We start from the raw sequence: 12,424 nt of genomic DNA on the forward strand, positions 1-12,424 counted from the left end.
GGAGTTTGTCGTTCCGATGTCGCTGGAAGTGGGGCGCATTATAAGGGGATTCGGAAGGGCGTCAACCTTTAATTTCAAGAAACTGAAATATAAGCGGGAAATACCCTAGAAAGGCCACCAGGTGTCCGCCACAACACATTCAGCGCCTAGGAGATCGAGCGCTGAACACCCTAAGGCGAACACCTCCAAAAACAAAGCGGGGAGGCCTTCCGGCCTCCCCGCTTCTATATAGCTACACCTGCAAACACTCACTCAGCCTTGAGGGTAACCCGCGCAAACGACTTCTTACCCGCCTGGCACACATGGGTCGCACCCAGCGCAAACACGAAGTCACGATCAACTACCGCACCGTCGACCTTAACAGCACCGCCACTCAACAGGTCCCGCGCCTGAGCCGAGTTCTTCACCAGGCCAGCCCGGTTCAACACGGCCGCAATCGGCAAGTCTTCCGCTGCAGCCACTTCGACTTCTGGCAGGTCTTCCGGCAACTCGCCTTCTTTCATGCGGTTACCTGCACCACGGTGAGCGCTGGCCGCAGCCTCTTCACCATGGAAGCGCGCAACGATCTCTTCGGCCAGCTTGATCTTGATGTCGCGCGGGTTGGCACCCTTGGCGACGTCGGCACGGAACTGCTCGATCTCTTCCATCGAACGGAAGCTCAGCAGTTCGAAGTAACGCCACATCAAGGTATCCGGGATCGAGACCAGCTTGCTGTACATCACCCCCGGCGCTTCCTGGATGCCTACATAGTTGCCCAGCGACTTGGACATCTTCTTCACACCGTCGAGGCCTTCGAGCAGCGGCATGGTCACGATGTTCTGCGCTTCCTGGCCATAGGCGCGCTGCAACTCGCGCCCCATCAGAAGGTTGAACTTCTGATCGGTACCACCCAACTCGACATCCGCCTTCAGCGCCACCGAGTCATAACCCTGCACCAGCGGGTAGAGGAACTCGTGAATGGCAATCGGCTGGTTGGTGGTGTAGCGCTTGTCGAAGTCGTCGCGCTCAAGCATGCGCGCCACGGTGTACTGCGACGCCAGGCGAATGAAGTCGGCCGGGGTCAGCTTGTCCATCCAGGTGGAGTTGAACGCGACCTCGGTCTTGACCGGGTCCAGAATCTTGAACACCTGCTGCTTATAGGTCTCGGCGTTGTCCAGCACTTGCTCACGGGTCAGCGGTGGGCGCGTGGCGCTCTTGCCGCTGGGGTCACCGATCATGCCGGTGAAGTCACCGATCAGGAAGATGACCTGATGGCCCAGCTCCTGGAACTGACGCAGCTTGTTGATCAGCACCGTGTGCCCCAGGTGCAGGTCAGGCGCAGTCGGGTCAAAGCCGGCCTTGATGCGCAGAGGCTGGCCGCGCTTGAGCTTCTCCACCAGTTCAGACTCGACCAGTACTTCTTCCGCGCCGCGCTTTATAAGCGCCAGCTGCTCTTCAACCGACTTCATAGACAAACCCGCAAGGCTCAGATTCAGGGGGAGCCAACCATACAAGATCGGCCGTCAAATACAAGTTTCGCAAAGGAATGTGACCCGGGCACCGGCTTGCGGCGTCTACGCGCCCTTGCGTGAAAATGGATTTGGTTATATTTTATACAGTTATTTCATCTTCATCATGTCATTCATCTTTTCCATTTCACTTTTTTCAAAGTCACCTTACCCATGACCAACGAACCGCCTAAAGCGCCCCCGCTTTATCCGAAAAGCCATCTGTTGGCCGCCAGCGGCATTGCCGCCCTGCTCAGTCTGGCTCTGCTGGTATTTCCGTCCAGCGAAGTGGAAGCCAAGAAAACCACCCTCAACCTCGAGCTGGAGAGCCCTGCCGAGCAGCTGAAAGACGAATCCCGTGCTGCGCCCCTGGTGCAGGCCGAAGGCGACCAAGGCTCGCCATTCGCGCAGATCGAAGAGGCTACCCCCGAGACCCAGAAGGCCGAGCAATCAACCCCTGCCGCCGAGCCTGTCGCCGAAGCCGCCAAGGAGCCTGCCCATCGCGAGGTCACCGTGGCCCGTGGCGACACCCTGTCCACCCTGTTCGCCAAGGTCGGCTTGCCGAGCAATGCGGTGCACGACCTGCTGGCGAGTAACAAGCAGGCCAAGCAGTTCAGCCAGCTCAAGCACGGCCAGGTGCTGCAGTTCGAGCTCGACAAGGATGGCCAACTGGCCAGCCTGCACAGCAAGGTCAGCAACCTCGAAACCATTCGCCTGACCAAGTCCGCCAAGGGCTACACCTTCAACCGTGAAATCAGCAAACCGGTGGTGCGTACCGCCTACGCCCACGGCGTGATCAAGAGCTCGCTGTCGGCCTCGGCCCAGCGCGCCGGCCTGTCCCACAGCATGACCATGGACATGGCCCGGGTGCTGGGTTACGACATCGACTTCGCCCAGGATATTCGCCCAGGCGACGAGTTCGACGTGGTCTACGAGCAGAAGGTGATGGACGGCAAGGTGGTCGGCACCGGCAACATACTGTCCGCCCGCTTCACCAACCGCGGCAAGACCTACACCGCCGTGCGTTACACCAACAAGCAGGGCAACACCACCTACTACACCGCCGACGGCAACAGCCTGCGCAAGGCCTTCATCCGTACTCCGGTAGACTTCGCCCGCATCAGCTCGCGCTTTTCCGCCGGCCGCAAGCACCCGATCCTGAACAAGATCCGCGCCCACAAAGGCGTCGACTACGCCGCCCCGCGCGGTACGCCGATCAAGGCAGCCGGTGACGGCCGCATCGAACTGGCCGGGCGCCGTGGCGGTTACGGCAACACCGTGATCATCCAGCACGGCAACCGCTACAAGACGCTGTACGGTCACATGCAAGGCTTTGCCAAGGGCATCAAGACTGGCAGCTCAGTGAAGCAGGGCCAGATCATCGGCTACATCGGCACCACCGGCCTGTCCACCGGCCCGCACCTGCACTACGAGTTCCAGGTCAACGGTGTGCACGTCGATCCACTCAGCCAGAAAGTTCCGATGGCCGACCCGATCGCCAAAAACGAGCGCCAGCGCTTCCAGCAGCAGAGCCAACCCCTGATCGCCCGTATGGATCAGGAAAAAGCCACCCTGCTCGCAGCGAACAAGCGCTAAGCCCATGGCGCTCTACCTGGGGGTGATGTCCGGCACCAGCCTTGATGGCCTGGACATCGCCTTGATCAAACAAGGCGAGCAGCTTGAACTGCTCGCCACCCATTACCTGCCCATGCCCAGCGACCTGCGTCAGGACCTGCTTGCCCTGTGCAGCAGCGGCGCTGACGAGATCGCGCGCGCGGCGCTGGCAGAAAACCGCTGGGCCAGCCTGGCAGCCGAAGGTATCCGTGAACTGCTGGCCCGTCAGGGTCTGCAGGCCGATGCCATCCGCGCCATCGGCAGCCACGGCCAGACCATCCGCCACGAACCCGCACGCGGTTTTACCGTGCAGATCGGCAACCCGGCGCTGCTCGCCGAGCTTACCGGCATCAGCGTGGTTGCCGACTTCCGCCGGCGCGATGTGGCTGCTGGGGGCCAAGGTGCGCCCTTGGTACCGGCCTTCCACGAAACCCTGTTCGGCCACCTGGGCCAGCGCCTGGCAGTCCTGAACGTAGGCGGTTTCAGCAACCTCAGCCTGATCGAGCAGGACAAGCCGGTCCGCGGCTTCGATTGCGGCCCGGGTAACGTGCTGCTGGATGCCTGGATAGAGCGCAAGCGCGGCCAGGCCTACGATGCCGATGGTGCCTGGGCGGCCTCGGGCGTGGTGCAGGCGGGCTTGCTCGGTGTATTGCTGGCCGACCCGTTCTTCGCTGGTAGCGGCCCGAAAAGTACAGGCCGCGAGGTGTTCAACCTGCCTTGGCTGGATGGTCACCTGGCGGGCCTGCCCACTTACCAGGACGAGGATGTCCAGGCGACGCTGCTGGAGCTTACCGCTCGCAGCATCATCGACTCGCTGAGCAATGCCCAGCAAGGCACCAAGGCGTTGTTGGTGTGTGGTGGTGGCGCGCGTAACGGCGCCCTGATGGCTCGCCTCGGCCAGCTGCTACCCGAGGCCCGTGTCGCCAGCACCGGTGCCCATGGCGTAGACCCTGACTGGGTAGAGGCCATGGCCTTCGCCTGGCTGGCTCACTGCTGCCTGGAAGGCATCTGTGCCAACCGCCCAAGCGTGACAGCGGCCAAAGGCCTGCGAGTACTGGGCGCAATCTACCCGGCATAACCGCTACGCCAGAAAGCAAAACGCCGCGCAATAGCGCGGCGTTTTCGTAAGGCCAGACTTCAGATCGAGAACGAGGAGCCGCAACCGCACGTAGTGGCAGCGTTCGGGTTCTTGATCACAAAGCGCGAACCCTCCAGGCCTTCCTGATAGTCCACCTCAGCACCAGCCAGATACTGGAAGCTCATCGGGTCGACCACCAGCGCCACGCCTTCGCGCTCGACGATGGTGTCGTCTTCGGCCACATCCTCATCGAAAGTGAAGCCGTACTGGAAGCCCGAGCAACCACCACCGGTCACGAACACCCGCAGCTTCAGACGCTCATTGCCTTCCTCATCGACCAGGTTCTTCACTTTCTGGGCTGCCCCATGGGTGAATTCCAGACCGGTAGGGGTGAAGGTTTCGACGCTCATGTTGACTCTCCCGGCGCAGTTGCCGCCTTAAAACTCGATGACGCGCATTATCCGCTTTCCCGAGAAAATCGGTCAACAATTGTGCGGCTTTAGTCGCGACAAACAAAAAGGCCCGCACGAGGCGGGCCATTTCGATAGGGGCTTGCTTACGGCAACAAGCCCGCGTGGGACAGGCCCATGCGCTCATCCAGACCAAACAGGATGTTCAGGTTCTGTACCGCCTGGCCCGACGCGCCCTTGACCAGGTTGTCGATCACCGACAGCACCACCACCAGGTCACCACCCTGCGGGCGATGAACGGCAATGCGGCAGACGTTGGCGCCGCGCACACTGCGGGTCTCCGGGTGGCTGCCCGCTGGCATCACATCGACGAACGGTTCGTCGGCGTAGCGCTTTTCGAACAGCGCCTGCAAGTCGACCGAGGTGTCGACAACGTTCGCGTACAGGGTGGCGTGGATGCCACGGATCATTGGCGTCAAGTGCGGCACGAAGGTCAGGCCGATGTCCTTGCCAGCGGCCAGGCGCAGGCCTTGGCTGATTTCCGGCAGGTGACGATGGCCCTTGACCGCATAGGCCTTCATGCTTTCGCCGGCCTCGCAGAACAGCGAACCGACTGCAGCACCACGACCAGCGCCACTGACACCCGACTTGCAGTCGGCAATCAGGCGCGACGGGTCGGCCAGGCCCGCTTCCAGCAGCGGCAGGAAGCCCAGCTGGGTGGCGGTCGGGTAGCAACCCGGCACGGCGATCAGGCGCGCATGGCGAATCTTCTCGCGGTTGACTTCAGGCAAGCCATATACCGCGTCCTTGAGCAGTTCTGGCGCGCCGTGCGGCTGCCCATACCACTTGCCCCACTCGGTAGCATCCTGCAGGCGGAAGTCGGCCGACAGGTCGATCACCTTGGTACCGGCCGCCAGCAGTTCGCCAGCCAGGGCATGGGCAACACCGTGCGGAGTGGCGAAGAACACCACATCGCAGGCGGCCAGGGCTTTGCTGTCCGGCACGCTGAACGCCAGCCCGTCATAGTGGCCGCGCAGGTTCGGGTACATGTCCGCCACCGCCACGCCCGCCTCGGAGCGCGAAGTGATGACCGCCACTTCGGCCTGTGGATGCTGTGCCAGCAGACGCAACAGTTCGACGCCGGTGTAACCCGTGCCGCCGACGATACCGACCTTGATCATAACGCTTGCCCCTTATCAACGAGCCGTCTGGAAAGCGCACGATAATAGGGGCGCGAAGCGCCTGTAACAACTCTTCGGGTGACCCTTCGGGCGCTTGACCACTACTATCTGACGACCGTGAATACCTGAAGGAACTCCCTCCATGCTTTACCTATGGATCAAAGCGCTGCATATCGTCAGCGTGGTCTGCTGGTTCGCCGGCCTGTTCTACCTGCCGCGGCTGTTCGTCTACCACGCCCAGAGCGAGGACAGCATCAGCAAGGACCGCTTCGTCACCATGGAACGCAAGCTGTACCGCGGCATCATGAACCCGGCAATGATCGCCACCTACGTGTTCGGCGCGTGGATGCTTTACCTTACACCCGGCTGGCTCAGCCAGGGCTGGCTACACGCCAAGCTGACCTTGGTCATCCTGCTGACCGGCTACCATCACATGTGCGGAGCCCAGCGCAAACGCTTCGCCGGCGGCAACAACACCCGCAGCCACATCTACTACCGGTGGTTCAACGAAGTGCCCGTGCTGTTCCTGCTGGGCATCGTAATTCTGGTGGTAGTCAAACCGTTCTGACATAGCCACCCGTTCAAGGAGCCTTGCCATGTCGCTACCTGCCTCGCTCGAACAACGCCTGCGCCTGCCTGTGGTTGCGGCGCCGATGTTCCTGATCTCCAACCCCACACTGGTGCTGGCATGCTGCGCCAGCGGCGTGGTCGGCAGTTTTCCGGCCCTTAACCAGCGCGACAGCGCCGGCTTCAAGGCCTGGCTGGAGGAGATCGAGGCAGGCCTGGCGCAATTGCAGGCGCCAGCCCCCTATGCAGTCAACCTGATCGTGCACCCGACCAACCCACGCCTGCAGGCCGACCTGGCCTTGTGCGTGGAACATCGCGTGCCGATCGTCATCACCAGCTTGGGGGCCGTCAAGGAAGTGGTCGATGCCGTGCATGGCTACGGCGGCCTGGTGTTCCACGACGTCACCACCCGCCGCCATGCCGAGAAAGCCGCCGAAGCGGGTGTCGACGGGCTGATCGCCGTCGCTGCCGGCGCAGGCGGCCATGCAGGCACCTGGAGCCCGTTCGCCCTGGCCGCAGAGATTCGCCAGTTCTTCGACAAGACCCTGCTGCTGGCCGGCTGTCTCAACCATGGCCATGAAATCCTCGCCGCACAATTGCTGGGCGCCGACCTGGCCTACATGGGCACGCGCTTTATCGCTACTACAGAAAGCAAGGCTCAGGATGCCTACAAGCAGATGCTGCTCGATGCCCACGCCGCCGACATCATTCACACCCCGGCAGTGTCCGGCATCCCTGCAAGCTTCCTGCGTTCGAGCCTGGAACAGGCTGGCTACGACATGAACGCCCTCAAAGGCAGCCACGAGCAAGGCAAGCTCAAACCTATCGACGACGAAGCCAAAGCCTGGAAGACCGTATGGTCGGCGGGCCAGGGCGTCGGCGAAATCCATGACCTGCCCAGTGCGAGTGCATTGATCGAACGGCTCCACCGTGAGTATCGGGAAGCCCTGGAGCGATGCCAGATTCTGCGCGCCCGCACCTTGTAGCAAAACGCAACACCTTGCCCGGCCAAGCTGTACACTAGGCGCCCTCTTCCGCCCCCAGGAGCCTTGCATGACCCGTTACGCCATGATCACTGGTGCTTCCAGCGGCCTGGGCCTGGCCCTGGCGGAAGCTCTGGCACGGCGCGGGCGCAACCTGATCCTGGTGGCACGTCAGCGTGAAACGCTGGAACCCGTGGCCATCGAGCTGACCCAGCGCTTTGGTGTCGAGGTGCTGTTCCGCGCCTGCGACCTCAGCCAGCCGCTGCGCCTGTCTGGCTTCGTACTCGAACTGGAAGAAGGCGAACGGCGTATCGACCTGCTGGTCAACTGTGCCGGCTTGCGCACCTACGGGCCGTTCCTGGCGCATGAGTGGGCCGACGAACAGGACCTGCTGGAGGTCAACGTCCTGGCCCTGAGCCGCCTGTGCCACGCCATCGGCAACCTGATGGCCGTACAGGGTGGCGGGCAGATCCTCAATGTCGCAGGCCTGGCCGCCTTCGCACCCGGCCCCTCGATGGCCACCTATGCTGCCAGCAAAGCTTACGTGCTGAACTTCAGCGAAGCCTTGCGCGAAGAGCTCAAGCCCACCGGCATCAAGGTTTCGGTCCTGTGCCCAGGCCCGGTGCGCGCTTCGCGCCGGCCCATTCGCAGACTAGACGGCAACAGCCGCTGCCTGAGCCCTGAGGAAGTGGCGCTGTATACCGTACGCGCGCTGGCCAAGAACCGTGCACTGATCATGCCGGTGCGGCGTAACCAGTGGCTGGCATTCGCTCCGCGCCTGTTGCCCCGCTGGCTGACGCGCAAGCTTGCAGGCTTCATCCACCGCCGCTACTGCCCGGTCGGAATGGAATAGCCACTGGGCGAGTGGCGCCTGGCTCAGTACACTCGGCCGGGACCCTCACCATGGAGCAAGTGCTGTGGACGATTTATTCATCAAGATCATCAACCGGGAGATCCCGGCCAAGATCATCTACGAGGACGACCAGGTTCTGGCGTTCCACGATATCGCGCCCCAGGCGCCGGTGCATTTTCTGGTCATCCCGAAAAAACACATCCGTACCCTCAATGACCTGACCGAGGACGATAAGGGCCTTGCCGGTCATATCCTGTTCACCGCCCAGCGCCTGGCCAAAGAACTTGGCTGCGATGATGGCTTCCGCGTGGTCATGAACTGCAACGAGCAAGGTGGCCAGACCGTCTACCACATCCATATGCACGTGCTTGGCCAGCGCCAGATGCACTGGCCACCGGGCTGATCCACGGCAAGCGACCCCGCCGCTATTGCGGTAAACTGTCGGGCACATTCTTGCGGAGGTGCCCGATGGCTACCGAACGTCACTACTCGCCGCTCGACCGCTTGTTGCTGCAGGCCGATACCGCCATGCGCACCTTGCTGCCCTTCAGCGGCCAACCCGCCCGGCCATCGCCGGCCATTGTCCAGCCGGACGTCGACCTGGACGAGCAGCAGAGCCGCCACATCGCCGGGCTGATGCGTATCAACCACACCGGCGAAGTGTGTGCCCAGGCGCTGTACCAAGGCCAGGCGCTGACCGCCAAACTGCCCCAGGTACGCAAGGCCATGGAGCATGCTGCCGAGGAAGAAGTGGACCACCTGGCCTGGTGCGAACAGCGCATTCGCCAGCTGAACAGCCACCCAAGCGTGCTCAACCCCCTGTTCTATGGCATGTCGTTCGGCATCGGCGCACTCGCCGGCCTGGTCAGCGACAAGGTCAGCCTGGGCTTCGTCGCCGCCACCGAACACCAGGTGTGCAAGCACCTCGACGAGCACCTGGAGCAGATCCCGCACGAAGACGAAAAGTCCCGGGCCATTCTCGAGCAGATGCGCATCGATGAAGAGCAGCATGCCGAGTCAGCACTGGAAGCCGGTGGTTATCGCTTCCCGGCACCGGTCCGCTTTGGCATGAGCTTGCTGGCCAAGGTCATGACCAAGAGCACCTACCGCATCTGAAGGCATCGCCATGACGGATCGATTCGACGCCAAGGACCTGGCGCGCGCCGTGCAAGCCGGCATTCTCCAGCCGGGCCAGGACCAGGCCCTGTTGGTATTCCTGCGCCAGCAACCGGCCCAACGGGGCAGCTTCCAGCTGGCCCATGTCGCCTTCTACTTCGGCGCCATGCTGATCATGGCGGCCATGGGCTGGTTGCTCACCGAAGCCTGGATGAGCATTGGCGACGGCGCTCTGCTGGTCATCGCCAGCCTCTATATCCTGGTGATCACCTTGTTCGCCCTGCATCTGCAACGCCGCGCCCAGCCTGTTGCTGCCGGGGTGCTGGCGGCCGTCGCGGTCAGCATAGTGCCACTGGCAGTGTTCGCCATCGAACGCCTGGTGGGCTGGTGGCCACTGGACGACGCGCAAGCCAACTATCACCAGTACTACACCTACGTGCAGGGCGGCTGGCTGGCGATGGAAGCGGCCACGGTGCTCGCCGGACTGCTGATGCTGCGGCTGATCCCCTACCCGTTCGTCGTGATGCCGATAGCCGTGGCCTTGTGGTTCATGTCGATGGATCTGAGCGAATGGTTCTTCGGCTCGCCGTTCAGCTGGAAGCAGCGCCGCGAGGTTTCGCTGTGGTTCGGGTTGGCTTTGCTGGTGGTGTTCCTTGTGATAGACGGCCGCACGCAAGAGGACTATGCCCGCTGGGGCTACCTGGCCGGGCTGGCGGCATTCTGGGGCGGGCTGACGCTGGTGGACAGTGGCAGTGAGTTGGGCAAGGCCCTGTACTGCCTGATCAACATCGTGCTGATGGGCATGGCGGTGCTGCTGCGCCGGCCGGTGTTCATGGTGTTTGGTGCGCTGGGGGTGGCGGCTTACCTGGGGTACCTGTCATACGAGGTGTTCGCCGAGTCGCTGCTGTTCCCGGTGGTGGTGACCTTGATCGGGCTGGGGGTTATCTGGCTGGGGCTGGTTTACCAGAAGCGGCGGGAGCGGTTGAGCCAAGTAATGCGGGGATGGCTGCCAGGGTGGGTGCAAGCTGCACTGCCTGCGCTTCGGAGCTGATATTGCCGGCGATGGGCTGCGAAGCAGCCCCAAAAAAAACGTTGAGTTAACCGAGCTCTACGATTTCATACCCGTGGGTAATCTCAACCCCGGCGCGCTCGAGCATGATCGAAGCCGAGCAGTACTTCTCTGCCGACAGCTCCACCGCCCGCTTGACCTGTGCTTCTTTCAGCCCACGCCCTTTCACCACGAAGTTCATGTGAATCTTGGTGAACACCTTCGGGTCTTCGCTGGCGCGCTCGGCTTCCAGAAACGCCTCGCAGCTTTCCACCGCCTGCCGCGATTTCTTCAGAATGCTCACCACGTCAAAGCTGCTGCAGCCACCCAGGCCCAACAGCAACATTTCCATAGGGCGCACACCCAGGTTGCGGCCGCCGGCCTCGGGCGGGCCGTCCATCACGACGACATGACCACTCCCCGATTCGCCAAGGAACATGGCCTCACCGGCCCACTGGATACGTGCCTTCATCTACCCGGACTCCTGATATTCGGAAAAGGGTGTCAGCTTAGACCTTGTGCGGCTGTGGGAAAAGCACGAGACGTGTCGGTTTAGTACCGAAACATCCGGTGACGTCTGATAAGCTGGCGCCAAATGAATGGCGCTTGCGCCAGACAGCCTTATAAAAAGCCTACGGGTCGTATCGAACAGGATTTCGTGATGGTTGCCTCCGCCCTACCCGCCAAGATCAAGAACATCGACAAGCTGCTGGTACACTGCCAGCGCCGCCGTTATACCGCCAAGAGCAACATCATCTGCGCCGGCGACCGGGCCGAGACACTGTCATTCATCATCAAGGGTTCGGTGACCATCCTCATCGAAGACGACGACGGCCGTGAAATGATCATTGCCTATCTCAACAATGGCGATTTCTTTGGCGAGCTGGGGTTGTTCGAGCCGGTTGACGGCGAACAGCAGCGCAGTGCCTGGGTGCGAGCCAAGACTGAGTGCGAAGTGGCCGAGATCAGCTACGAGAAGTTCCGCGAACTGGCCCGCCAGGACCCGGAAATCCTCTATGCCCTGGGCAGCCAGATGGCCCAGCGCCTGCGCAACACAACACGCAAGGTCGGCGACCTGGCATTTTTCGACGTCACCGGGCGCGTTGCCCGTTGCCTGCTGGAACTGTGCAAGCAACCCGATGCCATGACCCACCCCGACGGCATGCAGATCAAGATCACCCGCCAGGAAATCGGGCGAATCGTCGGTTGCTCCCGGGAAATGGTCGGCCGCGTCCTCAAGGACCTTGAAGAGCGCAGCCTGGTGCAGGTAAAGGGCAAGACCATGGTGGTCTACGGTACCCGCTAGGGACAACGCCTAGTCCTTGGGCAGGTCTGCAAGCACCTTGGCGTAGGCCTGCGACAAGCGCTCGAACCAGGGCGCCGCAGGCGCCACTTCATGCAAGGCGATGTGTGCATCGGCGCGGCAGCGTTGCTCCAGATCACAGCACTCGTTGAAGCGGTTGACCGCCGCCACCATCGACTCACGCTCGTTGTCCAGCAGCAACGCACCGTGCACCAGCACTACCGGGCGCTTGCCACCCAGGCCCTGACGCCAGCGCTGGGCGGTGCCCACCAGCTTGCGGCCATTGAGGTTGACGTTGTAACGGCCATCGCAGAACGCCCCGTCGATTTCACCCACCGACGCCACCCCGCCCCACTCGCGCAGTACATCGCACAGCGGCAGGCACAGGCGCTCGTAGGCGCTTTCGATGCGGCCGTGATCGCCTTCGCTGCGCGGGGCAACGTAGACCAGTGCGACGTTGACGGTGGAATGGGATTGGGGAACCGGCTCACCGCCAGTCTCGCGCAGCAGCACCGGCCAGCCGGCAATCGCCAGCTCCGAACAGGCGGCTTCGAAGTTGTCCAGGCGGCTCATTCGCCGGGGCATGACCAGGGCATGGTCGGTAGGGCGCCAGAACAGCACGCCACTTTCGCGTTCGCCGCGGCACACCGCGGCCAGCAGGTCCTGTTCGGCGTGCAGGCCTTGCTCGACGGTCAGGGCCAGGGGTTGATCGGTCATTGATCCACCTTTGATGTTGTTTTTAAGAGGCCCTGGCAGGCATACAAAAAAGCCGGCAAAAACGCCG

At 62.4% G+C, this 12,424-nt stretch carries 14 protein-coding genes; 9 read left to right on the forward strand and 5 right to left on the reverse strand.

Annotated elements, in window-relative coordinates:
- Positions 1–248: 248 nt before the first annotated feature.
- On the reverse strand, positions 249–1,448 hold the full coding sequence (gene tyrS, locus SB765_RS17895; RefSeq protein WP_410911179.1) for a tyrosine--tRNA ligase: 1,200 nt from the start codon (positions 1,446–1,448) through the stop codon (positions 249–251).
- A gap of 213 nt (positions 1,449–1,661) precedes the next feature.
- Here tyrS and SB765_RS17900 point away from each other — a divergent pair, with 213 nt between their 5' ends.
- Complete coding sequence (locus SB765_RS17900; RefSeq protein ID WP_410931702.1) at positions 1,662–3,083, forward strand: peptidoglycan DD-metalloendopeptidase family protein; 1,422 nt, start codon at positions 1,662–1,664, stop codon at positions 3,081–3,083.
- A gap of 4 nt (positions 3,084–3,087) precedes the next feature.
- Positions 3,088–4,179 carry an anhydro-N-acetylmuramic acid kinase gene (locus SB765_RS17905; protein ID WP_341797417.1) on the forward strand — a complete coding sequence of 364 codons (1,092 nt, stop codon included), beginning with the start codon at positions 3,088–3,090 and terminating at the stop codon, positions 4,177–4,179.
- Between the two features lie 59 nt (positions 4,180–4,238).
- Here SB765_RS17905 and erpA read toward each other — a convergent pair whose 3' ends face one another.
- Positions 4,239–4,589, reverse strand: coding sequence for an iron-sulfur cluster insertion protein ErpA (gene erpA, locus SB765_RS17910; RefSeq protein ID WP_016497734.1), 351 nt, complete (start codon positions 4,587–4,589; stop codon positions 4,239–4,241).
- 146 nt (positions 4,590–4,735) lie between these two features.
- A complete protein-coding gene (gene argC / locus SB765_RS17915) occupies positions 4,736–5,770 on the reverse strand; it encodes an N-acetyl-gamma-glutamyl-phosphate reductase (RefSeq protein WP_341797416.1) in 1,035 nt (344 codons plus the stop codon).
- A gap of 142 nt (positions 5,771–5,912) precedes the next feature.
- Between argC and hemJ the strand changes: the two genes are divergently transcribed.
- From hemJ to SB765_RS17945, 6 genes are all read left to right on the forward strand, one after another.
- A complete protein-coding gene (gene hemJ / locus SB765_RS17920; RefSeq protein ID WP_341797415.1) occupies positions 5,913–6,338 on the forward strand; it encodes a protoporphyrinogen oxidase HemJ in 426 nt (141 codons plus the stop codon).
- 28 nt (positions 6,339–6,366) lie between these two features.
- Entirely contained in the window at positions 6,367–7,323 is a 957-nt protein-coding gene (locus SB765_RS17925) for an NAD(P)H-dependent flavin oxidoreductase (protein WP_410911176.1), read from the forward strand.
- 67 nt (positions 7,324–7,390) lie between these two features.
- A complete protein-coding gene (locus SB765_RS17930) occupies positions 7,391–8,173 on the forward strand; it encodes an SDR family NAD(P)-dependent oxidoreductase (RefSeq protein ID WP_341797413.1) in 783 nt (260 codons plus the stop codon).
- 64 nt (positions 8,174–8,237) lie between these two features.
- On the forward strand, positions 8,238–8,576 hold the full coding sequence (locus tag SB765_RS17935) for a histidine triad nucleotide-binding protein (RefSeq protein WP_341797412.1): 339 nt from the start codon (positions 8,238–8,240) through the stop codon (positions 8,574–8,576).
- Between the two features lie 65 nt (positions 8,577–8,641).
- Positions 8,642–9,289, forward strand: coding sequence for a 2-polyprenyl-3-methyl-6-methoxy-1,4-benzoquinone monooxygenase (coq7, locus tag SB765_RS17940; RefSeq protein ID WP_341797411.1), 648 nt, complete (start codon positions 8,642–8,644; stop codon positions 9,287–9,289).
- A 10-nt stretch (positions 9,290–9,299) separates the two neighbouring features.
- Positions 9,300–10,340: a DUF2157 domain-containing protein gene (locus tag SB765_RS17945; protein WP_410931703.1), complete on the forward strand. Its 1,041-nt coding sequence runs from the start codon at positions 9,300–9,302 to the stop codon at positions 10,338–10,340.
- Between the two features lie 46 nt (positions 10,341–10,386).
- Here the strand turns inward: SB765_RS17945 and SB765_RS17950 are convergent, their stop codons facing one another.
- Positions 10,387–10,809, reverse strand: a complete 423-nt coding sequence (locus tag SB765_RS17950) for an OsmC family protein (protein ID WP_004376171.1) — start codon at positions 10,807–10,809, stop codon at positions 10,387–10,389.
- Between the two features lie 189 nt (positions 10,810–10,998).
- On the opposite strand from SB765_RS17950, the gene crp reads away from it, so the two are divergent.
- Positions 10,999–11,643 carry a cAMP-activated global transcriptional regulator CRP gene (crp, locus tag SB765_RS17955; RefSeq protein ID WP_016497727.1) on the forward strand — a complete coding sequence of 215 codons (645 nt, stop codon included), beginning with the start codon at positions 10,999–11,001 and terminating at the stop codon, positions 11,641–11,643.
- Between the two features lie 9 nt (positions 11,644–11,652).
- Here the strand turns inward: crp and SB765_RS17960 are convergent, their stop codons facing one another.
- Entirely contained in the window at positions 11,653–12,357 is a 705-nt protein-coding gene (locus tag SB765_RS17960) for a biotin/lipoate A/B protein ligase family protein (protein WP_341797409.1), read from the reverse strand.
- Positions 12,358–12,424: the final 67 nt, after the last annotated feature.

It is taken from the genome of Pseudomonas sp. SIMBA_067, from assembly GCF_046534675.1.
Classification (GTDB): Bacteria; Pseudomonadota; Gammaproteobacteria; order Pseudomonadales; family Pseudomonadaceae; genus Aquipseudomonas; species Aquipseudomonas putida.